This is a genomic window from Fontisubflavum oceani (assembly GCF_030407165.1).
GTDB lineage: Bacteria > Pseudomonadota > Alphaproteobacteria > Rhodobacterales > Rhodobacteraceae > Rhodophyticola > Rhodophyticola oceani.
Genome location: NZ_CP129111.1, coordinates 1,310,602 through 1,331,553 on the forward strand (window position 1 = coordinate 1,310,602; position 20,952 = coordinate 1,331,553).

At 61.5% G+C, this 20,952-nt stretch carries 26 protein-coding genes and 2 pseudogenes; 14 read left to right on the top strand and 14 right to left on the bottom strand.

The genetic code is table 11. The annotated features are described in order from the left end of the window. Window positions 1-87: 87 nt before the first annotated feature. Window positions 88-786: a glutathione S-transferase family protein gene (locus QTA57_RS06700; protein ID WP_290154213.1), complete on the bottom strand. Its 699-nt coding sequence runs from the start codon at window positions 784-786 to the stop codon at window positions 88-90. Window positions 787-953: 167 nt separating this feature from the next. Here QTA57_RS06700 and mscL point away from each other — a divergent pair, with 167 nt between their 5' ends. Together mscL and QTA57_RS06710 are read left to right on the top strand one after the other, a co-directional pair. Next, window positions 954-1,391 (top strand): large conductance mechanosensitive channel protein MscL, encoded by a 438-nt coding sequence (gene mscL, locus QTA57_RS06705; RefSeq protein WP_171560317.1) that lies wholly within the window; start codon window positions 954-956, stop codon window positions 1,389-1,391. A gap of 107 nt (window positions 1,392-1,498) precedes the next feature. Continuing rightward, window positions 1,499-2,050 carry a thioredoxin family protein gene (locus QTA57_RS06710; RefSeq protein ID WP_290154214.1) on the top strand — a complete coding sequence of 184 codons (552 nt, stop codon included), beginning with the start codon at window positions 1,499-1,501 and terminating at the stop codon, window positions 2,048-2,050. 4 nt (window positions 2,051-2,054) lie between these two features. On the opposite strand, the gene QTA57_RS06715 is transcribed toward QTA57_RS06710, so the two are convergent. Continuing rightward, window positions 2,055-2,660 carry a protein-methionine-sulfoxide reductase heme-binding subunit MsrQ gene (locus QTA57_RS06715; protein WP_290154215.1) on the bottom strand — a complete coding sequence of 202 codons (606 nt, stop codon included), beginning with the start codon at window positions 2,658-2,660 and terminating at the stop codon, window positions 2,055-2,057. Window positions 2,661-2,731: 71 nt separating this feature from the next. Next, window positions 2,732-3,850: an alanine dehydrogenase gene (ald, locus tag QTA57_RS06720; RefSeq protein ID WP_290154216.1), complete on the bottom strand. Its 1,119-nt coding sequence runs from the start codon at window positions 3,848-3,850 to the stop codon at window positions 2,732-2,734. Between the two features lie 133 nt (window positions 3,851-3,983). Here ald and QTA57_RS06725 point away from each other — a divergent pair, with 133 nt between their 5' ends. Further along, a complete protein-coding gene (locus QTA57_RS06725) occupies window positions 3,984-4,445 on the top strand; it encodes an Lrp/AsnC family transcriptional regulator (RefSeq protein ID WP_171560324.1) in 462 nt (153 codons plus the stop codon). Here QTA57_RS06725 and QTA57_RS06730 read toward each other — a convergent pair. Both QTA57_RS06730 and QTA57_RS06735 read right to left on the bottom strand, forming a co-directional pair. Further along, window positions 4,442-4,771, bottom strand: a complete 330-nt coding sequence (locus QTA57_RS06730; protein WP_290154217.1) for an AzlD domain-containing protein — start codon at window positions 4,769-4,771, stop codon at window positions 4,442-4,444. The genes QTA57_RS06725 and QTA57_RS06730 overlap by 4 nt on opposite strands. Continuing rightward, entirely contained in the window at window positions 4,768-5,475 is a 708-nt protein-coding gene (locus QTA57_RS06735; protein ID WP_290154218.1) for an AzlC family ABC transporter permease, read from the bottom strand. The genes QTA57_RS06730 and QTA57_RS06735 overlap by 4 nt, the downstream gene beginning before the upstream one ends. Window positions 5,476-5,526: 51 nt before the next feature. Here QTA57_RS06735 and QTA57_RS06740 point away from each other — a divergent pair, with 51 nt between their 5' ends. Genes QTA57_RS06740 through QTA57_RS06760 form a run of 5 tightly spaced genes read left to right on the top strand, consistent with a single transcriptional unit; the run spans window position 5,527 to window position 9,623 of the window. Continuing rightward, a complete protein-coding gene (locus tag QTA57_RS06740) occupies window positions 5,527-6,420 on the top strand; it encodes a formate dehydrogenase accessory sulfurtransferase FdhD (RefSeq protein ID WP_290154219.1) in 894 nt (297 codons plus the stop codon). Then, the gene (mobA, locus tag QTA57_RS06745) at window positions 6,417-7,022 is read left to right on the top strand and encodes a molybdenum cofactor guanylyltransferase MobA (RefSeq protein ID WP_290154220.1); all 606 of its coding nucleotides are present in this window, start codon (window positions 6,417-6,419) and stop codon (window positions 7,020-7,022) included. The genes QTA57_RS06740 and mobA overlap by 4 nt, the downstream gene beginning before the upstream one ends. After that, window positions 7,019-7,510 (top strand): molybdopterin-guanine dinucleotide biosynthesis protein B, encoded by a 492-nt coding sequence (gene mobB, locus QTA57_RS06750; protein WP_290154221.1) that lies wholly within the window; start codon window positions 7,019-7,021, stop codon window positions 7,508-7,510. The genes mobA and mobB overlap by 4 nt, the downstream gene beginning before the upstream one ends. Beyond that, window positions 7,507-8,373, top strand: a complete 867-nt coding sequence (locus QTA57_RS06755; protein WP_290154222.1) for a molybdopterin guanine dinucleotide synthesis — start codon at window positions 7,507-7,509, stop codon at window positions 8,371-8,373. Before mobB ends, QTA57_RS06755 begins: the two co-directional genes overlap by 4 nt. Then, window positions 8,361-9,623: a molybdopterin-binding protein gene (locus QTA57_RS06760; RefSeq protein ID WP_290154223.1), complete on the top strand. Its 1,263-nt coding sequence runs from the start codon at window positions 8,361-8,363 to the stop codon at window positions 9,621-9,623. The genes QTA57_RS06755 and QTA57_RS06760 overlap by 13 nt, the downstream gene beginning before the upstream one ends. 2 nt (window positions 9,624-9,625) lie before the next feature. Here QTA57_RS06760 and QTA57_RS06765 read toward each other — a convergent pair whose 3' ends face one another. The 4 genes from QTA57_RS06765 to argH form a co-directional block, all read right to left on the bottom strand. Then, a complete protein-coding gene (locus QTA57_RS06765) occupies window positions 9,626-10,639 on the bottom strand; it encodes a hypothetical protein (RefSeq protein ID WP_290154224.1) in 1,014 nt (337 codons plus the stop codon). A 39-nt stretch (window positions 10,640-10,678) separates the two neighbouring features. Then, window positions 10,679-11,149, bottom strand: a complete 471-nt coding sequence (gene greA, locus QTA57_RS06770) for a transcription elongation factor GreA (protein WP_145214715.1) — start codon at window positions 11,147-11,149, stop codon at window positions 10,679-10,681. 103 nt (window positions 11,150-11,252) lie between these two features. Continuing rightward, window positions 11,253-11,399, bottom strand: a complete 147-nt coding sequence (locus QTA57_RS06775) for an argininosuccinate lyase (protein ID WP_290154225.1) — start codon at window positions 11,397-11,399, stop codon at window positions 11,253-11,255. Beyond that, entirely contained in the window at window positions 11,396-12,787 is a 1,392-nt protein-coding gene (gene argH, locus QTA57_RS06780; RefSeq protein WP_290154226.1) for an argininosuccinate lyase, read from the bottom strand. The genes QTA57_RS06775 and argH overlap by 4 nt, the downstream gene beginning before the upstream one ends. Before the next feature lie 31 nt (window positions 12,788-12,818). On the opposite strand from argH, the gene QTA57_RS06785 reads away from it, so the two are divergent. After that, complete coding sequence (locus tag QTA57_RS06785) at window positions 12,819-13,367, top strand: TlpA family protein disulfide reductase (RefSeq protein ID WP_290154227.1); 549 nt, start codon at window positions 12,819-12,821, stop codon at window positions 13,365-13,367. Window positions 13,368-13,417: 50 nt separating this feature from the next. On the opposite strand, the gene QTA57_RS06790 is transcribed toward QTA57_RS06785, so the two are convergent. Next, window positions 13,418-13,999 (bottom strand): DNA-3-methyladenine glycosylase I, encoded by a 582-nt coding sequence (locus QTA57_RS06790; RefSeq protein ID WP_290154228.1) that lies wholly within the window; start codon window positions 13,997-13,999, stop codon window positions 13,418-13,420. A 362-nt stretch (window positions 14,000-14,361) separates the two neighbouring features. On the opposite strand from QTA57_RS06790, the gene QTA57_RS06795 reads away from it, so the two are divergent. Further along, on the top strand, window positions 14,362-15,537 hold the full coding sequence (locus QTA57_RS06795; RefSeq protein WP_171560360.1) for an acetyl-CoA C-acetyltransferase: 1,176 nt from the start codon (window positions 14,362-14,364) through the stop codon (window positions 15,535-15,537). Between the two features lie 88 nt (window positions 15,538-15,625). After that, window positions 15,626-16,349 (top strand): annotated as a pseudogene (gene phbB / locus QTA57_RS06800) (acetoacetyl-CoA reductase). Between the two features lie 17 nt (window positions 16,350-16,366). Here phbB and QTA57_RS06805 read toward each other — a convergent pair. Beyond that, window positions 16,367-16,516, bottom strand: coding sequence for a hypothetical protein (locus tag QTA57_RS06805; protein WP_290154229.1), 150 nt, complete (start codon window positions 16,514-16,516; stop codon window positions 16,367-16,369). A 110-nt stretch (window positions 16,517-16,626) separates the two neighbouring features. Here QTA57_RS06805 and gcvA point away from each other — a divergent pair, with 110 nt between their 5' ends. Beyond that, window positions 16,627-17,577: a transcriptional regulator GcvA gene (gcvA, locus tag QTA57_RS06810; RefSeq protein ID WP_290154230.1), complete on the top strand. Its 951-nt coding sequence runs from the start codon at window positions 16,627-16,629 to the stop codon at window positions 17,575-17,577. Window positions 17,578-17,617: 40 nt separating this feature from the next. On the opposite strand, the gene QTA57_RS06815 is transcribed toward gcvA, so the two are convergent. The 3 genes from QTA57_RS06815 to QTA57_RS06825 form a co-directional block, all read right to left on the bottom strand. Continuing rightward, entirely contained in the window at window positions 17,618-17,782 is a 165-nt protein-coding gene (locus QTA57_RS06815) for a YdcH family protein (protein WP_145214733.1), read from the bottom strand. A gap of 87 nt (window positions 17,783-17,869) precedes the next feature. Then, a complete protein-coding gene (locus tag QTA57_RS06820; RefSeq protein WP_290154231.1) occupies window positions 17,870-18,652 on the bottom strand; it encodes a tRNA1(Val) (adenine(37)-N6)-methyltransferase in 783 nt (260 codons plus the stop codon). A 1-nt stretch (window position 18,653) separates the two neighbouring features. Next, window positions 18,654-18,869 (bottom strand): putative signal transducing protein, encoded by a 216-nt coding sequence (locus QTA57_RS06825; RefSeq protein ID WP_145214737.1) that lies wholly within the window; start codon window positions 18,867-18,869, stop codon window positions 18,654-18,656. Between the two features lie 53 nt (window positions 18,870-18,922). On the opposite strand from QTA57_RS06825, the pseudogene QTA57_RS06830 reads away from it, so the two are divergent. Continuing rightward, window positions 18,923-19,921, top strand: a pseudogene (locus tag QTA57_RS06830) (polyprenyl synthetase family protein). A 212-nt stretch (window positions 19,922-20,133) separates the two neighbouring features. Continuing rightward, the gene (locus QTA57_RS06835) at window positions 20,134-20,943 is read left to right on the top strand and encodes a DUF6544 family protein (protein ID WP_290154232.1); all 810 of its coding nucleotides are present in this window, start codon (window positions 20,134-20,136) and stop codon (window positions 20,941-20,943) included. Window positions 20,944-20,952 lie beyond the last annotated feature (9 nt).

Sequence of the window (20,952 nt, forward strand, 5' to 3'; positions counted from 1 at the left end):
GAGACGATTGGACGCGGTCTCTTCTCGCGGGGAAGGCAGGGCGCGAGGCGGGGCAGACATATGCGCCCCGCGCTCGCAGTTGTTTCGTTAGTCGCGCGGCGGGGTGACAAGGCCGGTCTGAACCGCCGGGCGGGCAAGGAACCGGTCGAGATACGCGACCACATTGGGGAAGCTGTCCCAACCCACGGCCTCTTTCACACCATAGAAGTCGAGCCCGCGCAGCCAGGGGGCGATGGCGATATCGGCAATGGAGTAGCTGCCGATAATCCAGTCTTTGTCTGCCAATTCTTTGTCGAGCACCGCAAGAAGGCGTTTGGCTTCATCCACATAGCGTTGGCGCGGACGGGGGTCTTCGATTTCGGCACCGGCAAATTTTGAGAAATAGCCAAGCTGCCCGAACATCGGGCCGATGCCGCCCATTTGGAACATCACCCACTGGATCGCTTTGTATTTCTCGGCAGGTGTGTCGCCGATGAGTTTGCCGGATTTCTCTGCCAGATAGATCAGAATGGCCCCCGACTCGAACAGCCCAATGGGAGCGCCGCCGGGTCCATCGGGATCGACAATCGCGGGGATTTTGTTGTTTGGGTTCAGCGACAAGAAGGCGTCGCTTTTCACATCGGTATCGGAAAGCGTGACTTTATGCGCCTCATAGGGCAGCCCCATTTCTTCAAGCGCGATGGAGACTTTCACGCCATTTGGGGTGGGAAAGGAATAAAGTTGAATGACGTCCGGATTGGCGGCAGGCCAGCGGGATGTGATCGGAAAAGCGGAGAGATCGGCCATGAGATGCCCTTTTGTTGCGCGTTAGGGGTGACATCTATGCAGCCTTTCCCATTGGGCCAGAGCCTATTTTATATCATTATGCGCGGGCGACTGTGCGCGGAGGCACCAAAAGGGGCGTGCCCGAAGCTTCTGCGTGTGGAGGGACAACAGGATATAGGACAAAGCCAATGCTAAGTGAATTCAAGGATTTTATCGCCAAGGGCAATGTCATGGACATGGCCGTGGGCATCATCATCGGCGCCGCGTTTACGGCGATCGTCTCATCGTTGGTGGCCGATCTGATCAATCCGATCATCGGGCTGTTCACCGGCGGCCTCGATTTTACCAATAACTATGCGGTTCTCGGCGGAGACGTGCCGGCGGGGGCCTCGCTTGAGGCCGCGCGGGAGGCCGGGGCGTCGGTCTTTGCCTATGGCGCGTTCATCATGGCGATCATCAACTTCCTGATCATCGCCTTCGTGGTGTTCATGCTGGTGCGCTATGTCAACAAGGTGAAAGCGGCGGCAGAGCAACCGGCGGAAGAGCCCGCGCCCGAGGAGCCCAAGGGCCCGACGCAGGAAGAATTGCTGATGGAAATCCGCGATGCGTTGAAAGCGCGCGGATAGCCGCCACGCTACATAACTGAGAGGCCCGCCCGACGTGGCGGGCCTTTGCATGTCTGGCCATCTGCCCTTAGGTTTTGCGGAGAGACATCGCCCAAGGAGACATGAGTATGGCCGCCACCCCACCAGTCTGCGATTTTGGCTGGGCCGCGCCCGCCTTCGATCTGCCCGCGACAGATGGGCGGCGTTATACGCTGCAAGACGTGATGGGGCCAAATGGCACGGTGATCGCGTTTATCTGCAACCACTGCCCGTATGTCTTGGCCGTGATGGATCGAATCGTGCGTGACGCGCGGGATCTGGCCCCACTCGGCATCGGGTTTGCGGCGATCTGCTCGAATGACGCCACGCAGTATCCGGCGGATGGGTTTGACGGCATGGTCGCGATGGCCGCGAAACACGACTTTCCGTTTCCCTATCTTCATGACGCGGATCAGTCGGTGGCGCGAGCCCATGACGCGGCCTGCACACCGGATTTCTTCGGGCTGAACGCGGCGGGTCAGTTGCAGTATCGTGGGCGGCTGGATGCCAGCCGGGCGCAGGCTGGACCGGCCGATCTGCGCCGCGATCTTTTTGAGGCGATGAGGTTGGTTGCCGAAACCGGGCGCGGCCCGTCCGATCAAATCCCCTCCATGGGGTGTTCGATCAAATGGGCCGCGTGAGTGGTTATGCATGGGCCGGGCGTGGCCGAAGATACATGTACCAAAGCCGATAGAGGGTGAGCGCGGCCAGGGGTATGAAATGCACAAGTGCAGGCACCAGACCCTCCCCCTCATCGATCAACGCCCAATGCAGTAAGACTAGAACCGCTGCGGCATAGGTCCATTTTTGCAACGCCTTCCAGCGTGGACCCATTCGGCGAACGGCATAGTCAGACGAGGTTGCGGCCAGGGGGATGAAGATGGCGAAGGCGAGCCAGCCAGCCCAGATGTGAAGCTCGGATAGATCGGCAAGCATCCGGTTCAGCGTTCCGGTGTGCAGGACATAAAACACCAAGTGAAGCAGGGCATAGCCAAAGGCAGCGACGCCAAAATACCGCCGGTTTCGGCGCAGCCAGCGCGGCCCGCGCCAGCCTTTGAACAGATACATCAGCGGCGTCGCCAGCAGCGTGATGATCAAGAACCGCGCGGCAAATTCGCCGGTCGGGTGGAGCAGGTTTTGGAAGATACGCGCTTCTTCCGAGGTCATGGCCTGATAGATGAAGCCAATTGCCGGAAGGGCCATGAGCCCCCACAGCCAATAGGGGTGGAGGCGCGACAGATACGATTTCATTGTAAGGGAACCTTTTGAACGCTGGCAGTCTGATCTACACGCCCGCCAGGCTCCCTTCCGTCGGTGATGTCTTAGCTTTTGAGCGCGAGCGATGCCGACAGCACATCGATGCCAAGCGCCTTACCCACCGGATAGTTGGTGAGCTTGCCCGCATGGACGTTCAAGCCTTCCAGAAGATGCGGATCATCGGCGCAGGCCTGTTTCCATCCCTTATCGGCCAGCGCGATCAGAAATGGCATCGTGGCATTGCCAAGCGCGATGGTGGAAGTGCGGGCAACGGCCCCCGGCATGTTTGCAACGCAGTAATGCATGATGCCGTCGACCTCGTAGATCGGATCTTGGTGGGTCGTGGCGCGAGAGGTCTCGAAACAGCCGCCTTGGTCGATGGCAACGTCCACAATCGCGGCGCCTGGCTTCATCGTCGAGAGTTGCGCGCGGCTGACCAATTTGGGTGCGGCGGCGCCGGGGATCAGGACGGCGCCGATCACCATATCGGCCTGGGCAACCAGTTCGGCGGTGTTGCCGGCGCTGGCATAGCGGGTCCGGAATTGTCCGCCAAAGACGTCATCAAGATAGCGCATCCGGGGCAGGGAGCGATCAAGCACGGTGACATTCGCGCCCATGCCCGCAGCCACGCGCGCCGCATGGGTGCCGACGACGCCGCCACCAATGACCACGACTTCGGCCGCGCCAACACCCGGCACGCCACCCATCAACACGCCGCGCCCGCCATTGGCTTTCTGCAACGTCCAGGCGCCCACTTGCGGCGCGAGTTTGCCCGCAACCTCAGACATCGGCGCGAGAAGCGGCAGGCCACCAGCGGCATCCGTCACGGTTTCATACGCAATCGCGGTGCAGCCGGAAGCGAGGAGGTCATTGGTTTGGTCCGGGTCGGGGGCCAGGTGGAGATAGGTGAAGAGCAATTGCCCCTCGCGCAGCATTTTGCGCTCGCCCGCTTGCGGCTCTTTGACCTTCACGATCATCTCCGCCTTGGCAAAGACGCTGGCCGCATCGGGGGCGATCTCGGCCCCGGCGGCGATGTAATCGGCATCGGGAAAGCCCGCGCCGATACCTGCGCCAGTTTCCATCAAAACGCTATGGCCGTGGGCCACGGCTTCTTGCGCGGCAACAGGCGTCATGCCGACGCGAAATTCTTGTGGCTTGATCTCTTTCGGGCAGCCGATGATCATCTATGTCTCCTCCCTTTTCTGCCGAATTATTAGGCAGTTTCGGATGGCAATGTTTTGAAATCTGGTTGCGTTTCCAAGCCTTCTGCGCAAGAATTTTCGATAGTTTTGTCATATCACGGGAAAAGGCTGCACCATGATCGAGCTTGACGATATGGACAAGCGTATCCTTCGGTTGTTGCAGCGTGATGGGCGGATGACCAATGCGGAACTGTCGGAGCAGGTGCATCTGTCGCCCTCGGCCTGTCACCGGCGGGTGCAGCGGTTGGAGCAGGCGGGGGTGATCCGGGATTACGTGGCTTTGGTCGATGCCCGCGCGGTGGGGCGGGTGACAACGGTGTTTGTCGAGATCGGGCTGAGCGGGCAGGCCGATGAGCTGCTGGGGGCATTCGAGCATGCTGTGGCGCAGGTTCCAGATGTGTTGGAATGCCATTTGATGGCGGGCAGCGCCGACTATCTGCTGAAAGTTGTGGCGCGCGACAGCGAGGATTTCGCCCGCATCCACCGGCAGCACCTGGCGAGCTTGCCGGGTGTCGCGCGGATGCAGTCGAGCTTTGGGTTGAAAACCGTGGTGCAGACCACGGCCTTACCCGTCTAGCCACCGATATACAGGAAAAGATACAGCGCACCCATGCCCGCAGCGATTGCCCAAATGGCGTTCTTGAAGACATAACCAACCGCCAGAGCCAGCACGGCTGCGCCAAGGCGCGCCGGGTCCGTCTGCCCATCGGTTGCGGCGGGCCAGAGCACCAATGGCGTCGCAATAGCGGGTAAGACGGCCACCGCGGTGTAGCGCAGGTGGCGCAAGACCCAAGGCGGCAGGGCACGGTTGCCAAGCAAGCCCAGGAACGAAAACCGGATCAGGAAGGTTCCCACGCCAAGCGTGATGATGATCAGCCAGATATGCCAGCTTGCCATGGTCATGATCGGGCTTCCATCCGGCGTTCAATCTCCGCCCCGATCATCATCGCGATGGCAGCGGCCAGGATCAGGCCCAGATTGTAAGGCACCGGGGCAAAGGCGATTGATAAGGCCACCGAGGTAAGCGCCGCCGCGACATGGGCAATCGTTCGCAGGGCGGGGCCGATCAACGCCAGAAACGCGATCGGCACCGCAAAATCGAGCGCAAAGGCCGGCGGGATCAGCGCGCCAATCACCGCGCCCAGATAGGTCGACAAGATCCAGACCGGGGCCACCGCCGTGGCCGTGCCGAAGAAAAACGCGATCTTGACCGCGGTTGGCCGCTCGGGCCGGGTCTCATATTCCTGCACCGACAGCGCGTAATTCTGATCAAAGACCAGGTAGGAGACCAAGGCCCGCTGCCAAAGCGGCGCGCCGTTTAGATGCGGCACCAGCGAGGCGGAATACATCGCCATACGCAGGTTTACCGCCAGCGCAGAGGCCAAGATCACCAGCGTCGGCGCATTCTCCGTCATCAGTTGCAGCGCGGTGAATTGCGCAGCCCCGGCGATGACCAAAATGGAGAAGCCCATCACTTCGGCGAGGTTCAACCCCGCCTCCGTCCCGACGACGCCGAAGACACCGCCAAATGGCGCGACAACCAAGAGAAATGGCAGGCTGGCGAGAAAGCCCTCCCAATAAGCGCTTTTGGAACTGGTAGAGAACATGGGGGGCCTTTAGGGTTAGCTCACCAATCGAATATCGCCCGTCTGTAGGAGATGCAATTGAGCGTTCTTGATGAGAGCTATCAAGATTACCTGATCGCCCCCGACCCGTCGCGCGCGGGCTTGTCGCGCCGGGTTATGGGGCATGATGAAGCTGGTCAGCCGACCGAAATATCCGTTGTCGAAGAGCGGCCTTTGACGATTTATCTCAACGCCCGCGAGATCGTTACCGCGATGACGATTGGCGATTACCCGGAATATCTGGCGCTTGGGTTTCTGGCCAATCAAGGGATGTTGTCGCCCGAGGATGAGGTGACCGGTGTCGATTATGACGAAGAGCTTGAGGTTGTGGTTGTCCGGACGGCCATCGAGACCGACCACGAGGCCAAGCTGGAGAAGAAGACCCGCACCAGCGGCTGCGCGGTCGGCACGGTGTTCGGCGATATGATGGCCGGGCTGGAGGGGTTGGATTTGCCCCAGGCGGAGCTCAGGACAAGCTGGCTTTATGCGCTCAGCCACAAGATTAACCGCACCCCGTCGCTCTATCTGGAGGCCGGTGCGATCCATGGCACGGTGCTTTGCCAAGGTGACCGGCCCTTGGTCTATATGGAAGATGTGGGCCGCCATAACGCGGTGGACAAAATCGCCGGCTGGATGCGGGCCGAAGGCGTCGGCCCGGCGGATAAGATCCTTTACACAACCGGGCGGCTGACCTCGGAGATGGTGATCAAGACCGCCCTGATGGGCATCCCCGTTTTGGCGTCGCGCTCTGGCTTCACGGCTTGGGGCGTGGAGATTGCGCAAGAGGTTGGGTTGACGGTGATCGGGCGGCTGAAGGGCAAGCGGTTTACCTGTCTTGCTGGGGAGGAGCGCTTGATCCGCGATGCGGACCTTGGCGCGGTGCCGGAGGAGGGGCGCAAACATCGGCGCAAAGGGGCCGAGGCATGAGCGTTCCGGGAGTGATCCTCGCTGGTGGTCTTGCACGTCGAATGGGCGGCGGCGACAAAGGGCGGCTCATGCTGGGCGGCGAAAGTCTGATCCAGCGAGTGGTGGATCGGCTGCGCCCGCAGGTCAGCTCCCTGGCGCTAAACGCCAATGGCGACCCGGCACGGTTCGCCGATCTCGGCTTGCCGGTTTTGGCTGATGGCATCGCGGATTTCCCCGGGCCTTTGGCGGGCGTTTTGGCGGGGTTGGATTGGGCGGCCGCATTGGGGGCGAGCCATATTGTGACAGCCGCCGCCGACACACCGTATTTCCCGACCGATCTTGTTTCGCGATTGACCGAGGCGGCGGCAACGGAGGGCTGCGAGATCGCCTTGGCGGCGACGCCGGGCGAGGCCAAGACCTTGCGCCATCCGACATTCGGGCTTTGGCCGGTTGCGCTTCGCGACGATCTGCGCGAGGCCCTCGCGGGCGGGCTTCGCAAGGTTGTGCTCTGGACTGATCGCCATGGCGCGGCAACCGCCTTGTTCTCGGATCAGCCATTCGATCCATTTTTCAACGTCAACACACCAGATGATTTGGTGAAAGCGGAAGGGTTGCTGCAGTGAAAATCTGGGGTGTGACGGGGTGGAAGAACACTGGCAAGACCGGGCTCATGGAGCGACTGGTTTCTGAGTTCACGGGCCGGGGCCTGTCCGTTTCGACGTTGAAACATGCGCATCACAATTTCGATGTGGACCAACCCGGCAAAGACAGCCATCGGCACCGGGTGGCGGGGGCGCAGCAGGTGCTCTTGGCCTCGGGCGCGCGATGGGCGTTGATGAGCGAGTTGCGCGGGGCTGAGGAGCCGTCGCTCGACACGCTTTTGGCACAGCTTGCGCCTGTCGACTTGATCTTGGTCGAAGGCTATAAGCGCGAGCCGCATCCGAAGATCGAAGCGCATCGCGCGGCGGCCCGGAGTGAGCTTTTGGCGCCCGGCGATCCGACCATCCGCGCGGTGGCCAGCGACAGCGCTCATGATCTGGATCGACCGGTTTTTGACCTGAATGACACCGTGGCGATTGCCGATTTCATCGCGGCGGAGCTGTCATTGTGAGCGCTTTCGACACCATTGCGATTGTCGATTGGTCGGCGCGTTCGGCGCCATCGCCTGCCAAGCCCACAAAGGATGCGATTTTCATCGCGGTGTCTCGTGCGCCAGAGCGTGCGCCTGAGGTCCGCTATCACCGCACGCGACAGGACGCGACAGAGGCTCTGATCGCGTTGATGGAAGAGGAGCTGCGTCTCGGGCGGCGGGTGCTGGCCGGGTTCGATTTCCCGTTTGGTTATCCCATCGGGTTCGCCCGTGCCGTGACTGGCAGTGATGATCCTTTCGCGCTTTGGGCCGATTTGGCCGCGCGGATTTCGGATCATCCTGACAATGCGAATAATCGCTTCGCGGTTGCGCACGATCTGAACCGTCTTTTCTCGGGCCTGGGCCCATTTTGGGGCTGCCCGCCCGCTGCCGCCACGCCCGATCTGCCGGAGCGGGGCAGTTTGCGTCACGGCCACGGCCTGCCGGATCGGCGGGCGGTGGAGCGCCGCTTGCCGCGGGCCCAATCCTGCTGGAAGCTTTACACAACCGGGTCTGTTGGCTCGCAGGTGTTGCTCGGCCTGCCGCGCCTGCACCAGTTGCGCATGCGGTTTGGCTCCGCCCTCTCGGTCAGCCCGTTTCAAGCGCCGGACGCACCGATTGTTTTGGCGGAGATATACCCCTCCCTTCTGGCGGATCTGGTCACAGCCGAACGCCGGGCGGGGGAGATATTGGATGCCGCGCAAGTGCGCGTGCTGGCCGAGGCATTCCACCGTCTTCCTGCCGCCAAACTGACGGCGATGTTGCAAGAGGGCGACCGGGAGGAGGGCTGGATTGTCGGCCTGGGTCACGAGGCAGAGTTGAAAGGTGCGCCATGTCTGAGTTAACGCCACCGCCGTTGAAAAACGATTGTTTCGCGCTGCCGCCGGGGGTGGATTGGACGCCGGTGCCCGAGGCCTTGGCGCGTCTGCGGGCGGCGTTGCACCCGGTCGTGGGGCGCGAGATCGCGCCGCTTACGCAGGCAAACGCGCGGGTCCTGGCGGCTGATTTGTTCGCGCTGAGATCGAACCCGCCGCAGCCCAACGCGGCGGTGGATGGTTATGGTTTCGCTGGCGCGGCGACGGGTGATGGACCGCAGATTCTGCCGCTGGCCGAGGGTCGCGCCGCGGCGGGGCAGCCATTTGACGGCGTGTTGCCGCCGGGCCAAGCCTTGCGCATCCTGACCGGGGCCGCCTTACCCGAAGGGGTCGACACGGTGGTGTTGGAGGAAGATTGCACCATTGGCGCGGATGCGATTGCGTTCCAAGGCCCGGTCAAACTGGGCGCAAACGCGCGGAAAGCTGGAGAAGACGTCACCGAAGGCGCGAAGGTTCTGTCTGCCGGCGCTCGGCTCCGCGCGCCCGATCTGGCGCTTCTTGCGGCGACGGGCCACGCAGAGGTTCCCGTGTTTCGCCGGCTGAAGGTTGCCGTGATTTCGACCGGTGATGAGTTGCGCGAGCCGGGGCAGGCGGCGGGCCTGGGGCAGATTTATGACGCCAACCGACCGATGTTGGCGGCGCTTCTTGAGGCGTGGGGCCATGAGGTGATTGATTTGGGCCGCCAACCCGATGACCCGGCCCAAATTCGCGCGGCGCTTGATGCGGGGGCGGATGCGGATGCGATCCTAACCTCGGGCGGGGCGTCTGCAGGTGACGAAGACCATATCTCGAAGCTTCTGAGCACCGAGGGCCAGCTTACGAGCTGGCGGATTGCCTTGAAGCCGGGCCGCCCGCTGGCCCTGGCCATGTGGCGAGGTAAGCCGGTCTTTGGCCTGCCGGGGAACCCGGTGGCAGCCTTGATCTGTACGCTGATCTTTGCGCGGCCCGCGCTTAGCCTGCTATCAGGTGCCGGTTGGGCAGACCCGCTGCGCGTGACGGTGCCTGCCGCGTTTGCCAAATCAAAGAAACACGGGCGCGCCGAGTTTCTCCGCGCCCGGTTGACGCCAGAGGGTCATGCTGAGGTGTTTAAATCGGAGGGGTCGGGTCGGATCTCGGGGCTGAGTTGGGCCGAGGGGCTGGTCGAACTGCCCTTCGAGGCGATGGAGATCACGCCCGGCACACCGGTGACATATCTGCCCTATGCCGGATTCGGTTTCTAAGGCTAGTCGAAGGTTCCGGTCACCCGGCCCAGGAGCATGAAGGCGCGGGCGGTGCGGGTTTCGGCGAGGCGGGCAACCTCCTCGTCACTGGCATGTTTCTCGAATTCCAGAAACGTATGATCGAATTGGCGCAGGAAATGATGCACGGCGTCGCGAAACACGGGGTCTTGCTTCATCCGCCCTGCGGCCAGCGCCAAGGACGAGCGATCGTGGATGCCGCCCAGGGGGGCGACGGCGCGACCCCGGTCACCTTGCGCGAATTTCCGCCAAATCTCAGGCCGGGCGCGATCGGGCCGAAGATCGTCCATATAGATCCCGTCTTGCGACAGCAGCGTCAGCACATCCTGGCTGGCACGCACCAGACGCTCGGTTGAGCGATCTTCAAGGGCGCGGCGGAGCGTGCGAAACCCCTCTTTGTCATGCTCATTTTCCGGGAAGTTCAACGCTTTGACAAAATCGGCGACGGAGATCGGCTCTTTCAGGGCTTCCGCCGGCGTGCCAAGGCCGAGGCTTGCCTGATGCTCATCCAAGGCGGCGGGCGCGACGGCGGCGCGGGTCTCGGAGACCACGCCTTGCGCCCGCATCGAGGTGAAGGTGGCGAGTTTCACATCCGTCGAGCGCTGAGCCTCGGCGATTTCTTCGAGCTTGCGCACCATCTCTGGCTTCATGTCCAGGGCACTGCGCTGCTGATTGTCCATATAGGCGGCGCGCATCGCGTCAATGGAGCTTTGCAGTCGGGCCGCCTCTTCACGCATCACCCGCGCTGTGCGTGCCGCCGATGCGGCGACCCAAATCAGGGCCACCGGCATCAAGATCGCCAGCATTGTCATCGCGAGTGTGGCCCCGCCCGCCGCACCTTGACCTTCATCCATGCTCAGGAAAAACACCGCGACGGCGCCGAGCCACAGAACCGTCAGCGCCAGGGCAATCACCTCAATCCCGGTGACACGCGGGCCAGAGGGGTCTTGCGCGTATACGCCAAGCTCCATCGGGACGGGCTGTTTCGGATCAGACATCTTTAGGCGGCCCTGCTCACGGACAATCGGGACTCTGCGTCAGATATACGAAATTTTCACAATCTCATATGCCTTACTACCGCCCGGTGTGTTCACTTCGACACTGTCACCTTCATCCTTGCCGATCAAGGCACGGGCCAGGGGCGACTTGATGTTCAGAAGGCCCTTTTCGATATCGGCCTCGGCCTCGCCGACGATCTGGTAGGTTTTCTCTTCATCAGTGTCTTCATCGACCAGTTCGACCGTTGCGCCGAATTTGATCGCGCCGGAAAGCGTTGCGGGGTCGATGACCTGCGCAAGGCCGATGGTCCCTTCCAACTCCTTGATCCGGCCCTCGATGAACGAGTGCTTCTCGCGGGCGGAATGATACTCCGCATTCTCCGACAAATCGCCATGCTCACGCGCCTCGGCAATCGCCTGAATGATCGCGGGGCGTTCGACGGTTCGCAGGTTTTTCAGCTCGTCACCCAGGGCGTCATAGCCCTTGGGGGTCATCGGAATTTTGTCCATGTGTCAGATCACATCGTTAAGAGGGGCGCGAGAGGCCCAAAAGCTAGACGTTAGGGCCTGTCTGCGGCTTGTTCAACGGGTTTTGGTTGATTTTGCGGCGTGTTTAGCTGCCGCCGGTGATACCGGCCTCAACCGTACCTGAGATGGTGATGCCCGGTTCGACAGGCGACTCCGGCGGAATGGGGTCGCCATCCACGCCGCAGGCCGCCAAAAGGCCAAGCATCAGGATCGGAGCGATCAGACGGATCATTTCAACACCTCTTTCCAGCGGGCGATTTGGGTCCGTACTTGCGTCGGCGCGGTGCCGCCATACGAAACACGCGAAGCGACCGAATTATGCACACCGAGAACGTCATAGACACCCTCTGTAATCCGCGCCTCGACGCTTTGCATTTGCGCCAGGCTCAGATCGGGCAGGTCGCATCCCGCATCTTCGGCCAGTTTGACCAAAGCGCCGGTGACATGATGGGCGTCGCGGAACGGCATGTCCAGCGTGCGGACCAGCCAATCGGCCAGATCGGTCGCGGTGGAGAAGCCGGAGGACGCGGCGGCCTCTAGGCTCTCGCGATTGGCGGTCATGTCGCCGATCATGCCAGTCATTGCGGCCAGCGCCAGCATCAGGTTGTCAGCGGCGTCGAAGACCTGTTCTTTGTCTTCCTGCATGTCCTTGGAATAGGTCAGCGGCAGGCCCTTCATCACCGTCAGAAGCGCCACATTCGCCCCGAGAATCCGACCGATCTTGGCCCGGATCAGCTCGGCGGCGTCCGGGTTCTTCTTCTGCGGCATGATCGAGGAACCGGTGGAGAAGCGGTCAGACAGGGTCACGAAACGGAACTGCGCCGACGACCAGATCACCAGCTCTTCGGCAAAGCGGGACAGGTGCATGGCGCAGATCGTGGCGCTGCTCAGGAATTCGAGCGCGAAATCCCGGTCGCTCACCGCATCAAGCGAGTTGGCGGCGGGCCGGTCAAAGCCGAGGGCCTTGGCCGTCATATCCCGGTCGATCGGGAAGCTCGTGCCCGCCAGCGCCGCCGCGCCGAGGGGAGATTCGTTCATTCGCACCCGCGCATCGCGGAACCGGCTGAGATCGCGGCCAAACATCTCGACATAGGCGAGCATGTGATGGCCCCAAGTCACGGGCTGCGCGGTTTGAAGATGGGTGAAACCCGGCATCACCCAATCGGCACCCGCCTCCGCCTGACCCAAGAGCGCTTGCATCAGCGCTTCTAGCCCGCCTATGGCGGCGTCCATCTGGTCACGGACCCAGAGTTTGAAATCGGTTGCCACCTGGTCATTCCGGCTGCGCGCGGTGTGGAGCCGCCCGGCAGGTTCGCCGACGATGTCTTTCAGGCGCGCCTCGACATTCATATGGATATCTTCGAGGGCCGTCGAAAAGGTGAAATTGCCGCCCTCGATCTCTGACAAGACCGTGAGCAGCCCTTCCCGGATCGCCTCGGCATCTTTATCACTGACGATACCCTGTTGGGCCAACATCGCCGCATGGGCGCGAGAGCCGTCGATATCTTGGCGGGCCAGCCGTTTGTCGAAGCCGATCGAGGCGTTGATTGCCTCCATGATCGCGTCCGGCCCGGCGGCAAAGCGTCCGCCCCACATTGCGTTTGATTTTGTGTCCGTCATGTCGAGACCCCGAGCGAAAAGGACCGATAAGATGATCCGAGGCGTGATTTTCAGCGTGCTCTACATGGCCTTGGCTCTTGGTGCAAACGCCCAAGACCTCGAAGAGCTACGCGTCGGCGATATGCGCGGCTTGGTGTTCCATGCAGAGCCGGTGCCGGTCTCGGAGACACCGTTTATCGATATGGAAGATGTGGAGCATCGGCTGTCTGATCTTCAGGGGCGCTATATTCTGTTGAATTTCTGGGCAACGTGGTGTGCGCCTTGCCGCCACGAGATGCCGTATCTCAACACGCTACAGCATGAGTTGGGTGGCGAGGATTTCAAAGTCGTGACCCTGGCCACCGGGCGGAACCCGCCGCCTGCGATTCGGCGGTTTTTTGAGGAGACCGGGATTGATGCCCTTCCGATGTATCGCGATCCAGGTCAGACGATTGCGCGGGAGATGGGTGTCTTCGGCCTGCCAATCACGGTGATCTTGAACCCGGAGGGGCAAGAAATCGCCCGGCTGCGCGGGGATGCGGATTGGGCCAGCCCTGAAGCATTCGCGCTCTTGCGGGCGCTGATCGCTGCGGAGAGCTAGGCACCGGAAAACGCACGTTTTCCGGACCGATTTCTCAAGAAATCGGGCGGCTATCGCGCCAGGGCTTTGACCCTTTCATGGGCGGGGCAGGTGACAAGGTGGTCGTTCACGAGCCCCATGGCCTGCATCGCGGCATAGACGATGGTTGGCCCGCAAAATCGGAACCCCGCTTTTTTTAGGTCTTTGGAAATCTGCGTGCTGAGCGGCGTGTGGCCGGGAACGTCAGCGAGGCTGGTCCAGCTATTTTGGATCGGCGTGCCGCCCACATACTCCCAAAGAAACCGGTCAAACCCCTGCGCTTGCTCAATGACCTGCCATGCCCGCGCATTGCCAATCGTCGCTTCGATCTTGCCGCGATGGCGGATGATCCCTTCGTCCTGAAGCAGGCGCGACACCTCCGCCTCGCCCCAGGTCGCGATTTCGTTTGGATCGAAGCCGTTGAAGGCGGCGCGGAAGTTGTCCCGTTTTCTCAGGATGGTGATCCAGCTCAATCCGGCCTGAAACCCATCAAGGATCAGCTTCTCCCAAAGGGCGCGGCTGTCATATTCTGGCACGCCCCATTCATCATCATGATAGGCCACATAGATCGGATCCGTCCCGCACCAGCCACAACGACCGTCATTTTCCGTCATTCCGCGCTCCCACCTTCAAAGAATTAGAACAAAATGTGAATATCTATCCCTTCCTAGGAAGTTCTGCCCCCGCATATCAAGAGGCTTGCTTCGAAACCTGGGATGCGTCAGCGGAGCAGCGGTGGTTTTTTGGACTTAGCGCGCAGGATGTGTCGCGATTTTGTGGATGCGAACTGTCATGATGCCGACTTTCCGACCGGCCCCTACATCTTAAGGTTGAAGCCTATCGCCAACTGAGACACCGTGTCAGTTGTGGGAAGTCCGGTGAGTGCCTATGACCGGCCCGACCGCAGCCTGTTTCCGCGGAGGCACTTTAAGCCTGCTCGCCTCTGCACCGGCCCAATTTGAAAGGGATTTGCCTCATGACCAATGTCGTCATCGCCTCTGCCGCCCGTACACCCGTTGGAAGTTTTCTTGGCTCCTTTGCCAACACGCCAGCCCATGATCTTGGTCGTGCAGTGCTGGAAGAGCTGGTGGCGCGGGCCGGGGTGGATAAATCCGACGTCTCCGAGACGATCCTTGGTCAGGTCTTGACCGCCGCCCAGGGGCAAAACCCGGCGCGTCAGGCCCATATCAACGCGGGTTTCCCGCAGGAGAGCGCTGCCTGGGGGATCAACCAGGTCTGCGGGTCCGGCTTGCGGGCCGTGGCGCTTGGCGCGCAGCATATCATGCTAGGCGATGCAAGCATTGTTGCCGCGGGCGGGCAGGAAAACATGTCGATGTCGCCCCATGCGGCCCCGCTGCGGCAGGGTCAGAAAATGGGCGATATGAAGTATATCGACACCATGATCCGCGACGGGCTGTGGGATGCCTTTAATGGCTACCATATGGGGCAAACCGCCGAAAACGTTGCCGAGAAATGGCAGATCTCGCGCGATATGCAGGACGAATTCGCCGTTGGGTCACAAAACAAGGCCGAAGCTGCGCAGAATGCGGGCAAATTCGAAGATGAGATCGTGCCCTTCACCATTTCCACCCGCAAGGGGGACATCGTTGTCGATAAGGATGAGTATATCCGCCACGGTGCGACCATGGAGGCGATGCAGAAACTGCGCCCGGCTTTCACCAAGGATGGTAGCGTGACGGCGGCCAATGCCTCTGGCCTGAATGATGGCGCGGCAGGTGCGCTGTTGATGTCGGCCGATGAGGCGGAGAAGCGTGGGATCGAACCGCTGGCGCGGATCGCGAGCTATGCCACGGCAGGGCTCGATCCGTCGATCATGGGTGTCGGCCCGATCTATGCCTCGCGCAAAGCGCTGGAGAAAGCCGGTTGGAAGGTTGATGATCTGGACCTAGTCGAGGCCAACGAGGCCTTCGCCGCGCAGGCCTGTGCGGTGAACAAAGACATGGGGTGGGACCCGGCGATTGTGAACGTCAATGGCGGCGCGATTGCCATCGGTCACCCGATTGGGGCGTCTGGCGCGCGGGTTCTAAACACGCTTCTGTTCGAAATGAAGCGCCGCGACGCCAAGAAAGGCCTTGCCACGCTTTGCATCGGCGGCGGCATGGGCGTTGCCATGTGCCTTGAGCGCCCCTGATCCAGATCATGGCGGGGCCACTGCGCTCCGCCTACTCACCCCATAACGTCCGGTAAATCGGGCACCCAAATCCTGGAGGAGACAAACGATGGGACGTGTTGCATTGGTCACCGGCGGTAGCCGCGGTATTGGTGAAGCAATTTCGAAAAAACTGAAGGCGGATGGGTACGATGTTGCCGCAACTTATGCGGGCAATGACGAAGCCGCCGCAGCTTTCACCGCCGAAACCGGCATCAAGACCTACAAGTGGAATGTTGCCGACTATGAGGCCTCTGCAGCCGGTATCGCACAGGTCGAAGCCGATCTGGGCCCGATTGAGGTGGTCGTCGCCAATGCAGGCATCACGCGATGCCCCGTTCCATAAGATGACGCCGGAGCAGTGGACCCAGGTGATCGACACCAATCTTACCGGCGTCTTCAACACCGTCCATCCGGTTTGGCCCGGCATGCGGGAGCGGAAGTTCGGGCGTGTGATCGTGATTTCGTCCATCAACGGCCAAAAGGGCCAGTTCGCTCAGGTGAACTATGCCGCGACCAAGGCGGGTGACTTGGGGATTGTGAAGTCCCTGGCGCAAGAAGGTGCCCGCGCTGGCATCACGGCCAACGCGGTTTGCCCAGGCTATATCGGTACAGAAATGGTGCGCGCGATCCCGGAGAAAGTGCTGAACGAGGTCATCATTCCGCAGATCCCGGCGGGGCGTTTGGGCGAGCCGGAAGAGATCGCGCGCTGCGTTGCCTTCCTAGCCTCCGACGATGCAGGGTTCATCAACGGATCGACCATCTCAGCGAATGGAGCACAGTTCTTCGTCTAAGAGCTGTTCAACCAAACTTATTCGGCCGGGTGCAGCATGTGCCCGGCCGTTTTCGTTTCGGACCGGCTGAACAACCGTTGAACCAAGTGGCGCAGAGCTGCGCCGCGTGCGGCATGGGCTTCGTTAAAAGCGGCTTTGGCAGTGGGGTTTGCGGTGATCTGGAACATCGGGGCCTCCTGAGGGCAAGTGTCTCTGAACTGTCCTCAACATGCGCCCTGGAATGAAAACACACAAACGAGACTTTCCCTTGCTTCAGTTAAGCTGTATTTAACTGAACATGCCTGATCGCCTGCCCCCGCTGACCGCCCTTCGCGCCTTTGACGCCGCCGCACGCCATATGAGCTTTGCGAAAGCGGCGGATGAGCTCCATGTCACACCCGCGGCGTTGAGTTTTCAGATCAAATCCCTGGAAGATCATTTGGGCGCACCGCTCTTCCGGCGGCTCAATCGCGCTGTCGAACTGACGGAGGCAGGGAAGACGTTAGCGGTCGGGACGGAGCCGGGCTTCGACACCCTTCGCAATGCCTGGCGCAACGTGACGCGAGCGCTTGAGAGCAATACGTTAACGGTCACGGCGGGCCCTGCCTTTACGGCGAAATGGCTGGCACCGCGATTGTTTCATTTTGCGCAGGCCTATCCCGAGATCGAGTTGAGATTTGCCGCGACGTTTCGCATTTTGGATTTCGACCGGGATGATGTGGATGTCGCGATCCGGTTTGGCATGGGGGGCCGCGAGAGTGCGGCGCTTTTTTCCAAGCCGATCATCAATGACTGGGTGACGCCGATGATGCATCCCGCTTTGGCGGAGCAGTATTCGGACCTTGCCAGCTTGACCCGCGCGCCCCTCCTGGATCAGGAGGACACGCGGTTTTTGAAGCCGCCGTTGGACTGGCCCGCGTGGTTCCGTGCGGCGGGCTTGGATGCGGCCCCGGAGATATCCGCGAGCTTCAATCAGGCGGATCATGCCATCGATGCCGCGGCGGCGGGCGGCGGCGTGGTGTTGGGGCGGGTGTCTTTGACGGAGCGGGATCTGATGGAGGGGCGGCTGGTCATGCCGTTTCCCCTCGCCCTGACCACCGAGGCGCATTACCGATTCGTCTGTCCCAAAGGTGCGGAAACGCGGCCCCATGTGGCAGCGTTTCTAGCTTGGTTGGAGGCTGAGGCACAATCGCTCCACGCCTACCGCGAGGGGCGGGTGTTCGTCCCCGCGGCGGATGTGGCCGATTGAAACGGGGCTTTCGCTGACGCCCCGCGAAGGTCTGCGCGGCTTAGCCGTCGAGGCGGCTGATTTCTTCTTTTAGGCGCAGTTTCTGCTTTTTGAGGTCTCGAATAGCAAGTTCGTCCACACCGGGACTGCGCTGCGCTTCTTCCACTCGTTCAGAGAGGTTTTCATGCTTTTTCCGCAGTTCCTGAAGATGGGCGCCTAGCGACATCCGTCGTCCTCCTCTCAATATGACATTTGGATGACTATGGGAGCATAGGTTTTGAGTCGTGTCACGCGGCAGTTTCGATAGGATACGTCAAATCGGGTGGGATTTCGGTGGATAACTCCAATCGACCGCTGCCGCATCCCGCAGAATCGCCTTGGCGATGGGCGCATAATCGTCGCCATCCCGTTCATGCGTTTCGCCCTCATGCAGGATCATTGGGGCCAGCAAGGTAAAGGGTCCGCGCCCAGATTTCTGTGCTTTGAGTAGAACGCGGCGGGCGGGTCGACCAAAGCGTGACGCCAGGGGCAGCACATGGGTCGTGCCGAAATTGGGGGCCAATGCGGTGAGGACGTCGGGCAGGCGGTCTGCCGCTTGGATCATGGTGAGCCAGCCTTTGGGCGCCAGACGCCGCGCCGCGACGTCCGTCCAATCTGCAAGCGGTGTGTCTTCGCGGAGCGCGGCCTCCCGCCCCTGGTCGGCGGCGGCTGTCCCGCCGCCTGTGGCGTAGTAGGGGGGATTGGCGATGATATGGTCGAAGCTTTCTTGTCGAAGAGCGCGCGGCAGCGCGGTCAGATCCGCCGTGATCACTTGCATTTCTAACCCGGCATCGCCGGCGTTTCGACGGGCCAACTCTGCGTAATCCGCCTGTCGTTCGACACCGGTGAGGTGGAGGCCCGACACGCGCGCGGCAAGACAGAGGCTGGCGACGCCTGCGCCACATCCAAGCTCCAACACCCGCTCGCCAGCTTGTGCGCCACATGCAGCGGCCAGAAACACCGGGTCGGTCGCGGCGCGATAGCCGGATTTGGGTTGCCAGGCCTGCACCCGCCCGCCCAAAAACGCATCGCGCGTCAGGTCTGCCTCGGCAAACATCTCAATCCGTCACGTGAATGTCGTTGTCGCGCAACACGGCGCGGGCGGTGAATGCGTCTTCGCGCCGAACCATCAAACGGCGCGGTAGAATGCCGATGGAGCCTTCGAGCACGCTCATATGGACGTCCATCTCGAACACCTCTATATCCTCGCCAGATAGGAGCGCCGAGGCGAAGGCGATGATTGTTGGGTCATTGCTGCGCAGAATTTCTTGCATAATCGGCATTTAGGCATGCATGTGGCGCTTGTCGAGAGAAGGGATGATCGACCATGAGCCTAGATGAGGCCAGCACCAAGCCGCATGATCGGTTGCGCAACTATCTGGCGGATGATCTTGATGCGGTGAATGGGTTGATCCGGGCGCGCATGGCCTCGGACCATGCGCCGCGTATCCCCGAAGTCACGGCGCATCTGGTCGAGGCGGGCGGCAAACGCATTCGCCCGATGATGACTTTGGCGGCGGCGCGGATGTGTGGCTATGACGGCGATGCGCATCAAAAATTGGCGGCGACCGTTGAGTTCATCCATACCGCGACCCTGCTCCATGATGATGTGGTTGACGAAAGCGGCCAGCGGCGCGGGCGACCGACGGCGAACCTACTTTGGGACAACAAAAGCAGCGTCTTGGTGGGCGACTACCTCTTTGCGCGGGCGTTTCAATTGATGGTCGAGACCGAGTCGCTCACCGTGCTCAACATCCTGTCCAATGCGGCGGCGGTGATCGCTGAGGGCGGGTCTTGCAGATGACGGCGGCGCAGAGCTTGGCCACGACCGAAGAGATTTATACCCAGGTGATCCGGGGGAAGACGGCGGCTCTGTTCGAGGCCGCGACCGAGGTTGGTGGCGTGATTTCCGGTGCGCCGGAGGCGCAGGTGCGGGCGCTGGCGACCTATGGCGATGCGTTGGGGATGAGCTTTCAGATTGTCGATGATTTGCTTGATTGGGGCGGGGCATCGGGCGCAATGGGCAAGAATGTCGGCGATGATTTCCGCGAACGGAAGCTCACCTTGCCGGTGATCCGCGCGGTTGCGCGGGGATGAGGCCGAGCGGGCTTTCTGGACCCGGACGATCGAGAAAGGCCGCCAGGACGAGGGCGATTTGGAACAGGCGATGGCGTTGTTGCAGCGCCATGGCGTGTTGGAAGAGACCCGCGATGAGGCGTTGCGCTATGCCGGTTTGGCGAAAGAGGCGATGGCAGAGATGCCGGACCACCCGCTCCGCGACATGCTGGCCGACTTGGCCGATTATGTGGTTGCGCGAGTGAGCTAGGGCCTGCGCAGCTTTATCCCTCCGCATCAAGCAGTGACCATGCCTTTTCGCTGTTTGTTCGAGTGTCCGCGATGAAGGCGCCGTTTCAGTGTCATCCGCGACGATTCTGCCAGAGGGCTGGCGACCGTATCGCAGGGTTGCGATAGATTAAGGACACCCAGATGCGTGGAAGGCAGGGTGTCATTGCATTTGGCGGAAGGGCTCCAATGAAGATGGCGATCATCATCTGTCTTGTTCTCTTGGCGGTCGTCATCTTTGCCGTGCTGATCTTGGCGCGGGGCTTCACGGCAGAGGTGGCGCGGCAGGAGGCGATGATCCGTGCCGCCCTAACGCCCGAGGCGCGTGATCCGGAAGAAATCCCCGGACTCGTGTGGCGTTTTGCGGAACGGGGTTTGGCTGGGCAGGGTGGTATGCCACGCGCCGTTCGCCTGACGCAGGAAGCCCGGATGCTGCAAGGCGAAAACTGGTCATCCATGACCGCCCGACAGCATATCGCCATCGCCGAACCAGGCTTTGTTTGGGTGGCAGACGGCGCGGGCTGGCCCCTTCCTTTGGTGCGGGTGATCGACCGATTTACCGATGGTGCAGGCCTATTGGAAGTGCGGCTGCTTGGGGCGATCAGGGTGGCGCGGTTCGATGGGCCGGAAGCCGATATCGGCGAGGCTATGCGGTATCTGGTCGAACTCCCCTGGGCGCCGGATGCGATCTTGTCGAACCGATCCATCATCTGGCGGACGGTTGACGCCAATACGGTTGAGGCCGCTTTGCCGGTGCCTCCCCGCCCGGCTGTTGTGCAGCTTCGTTTCGATGATGCGGGCGACATTGTGGAGGTCTTCGCCGAGGGCCGCCCGGATGTATCGAGTGGTCAAACGGTCCTTCGGGCGTGGCGCGGTGTGTTCTCGGACTATGGTGAGATCGGCGGGCGCCGCGTGCCGCGCGCCGGGGAAGTCGGCTATGTCGATGACGGCATCTATGCGCCATATTTTGGGGGGCGCATCACGTCTTATGAGATGTTGAGATAGCGTGCGGGC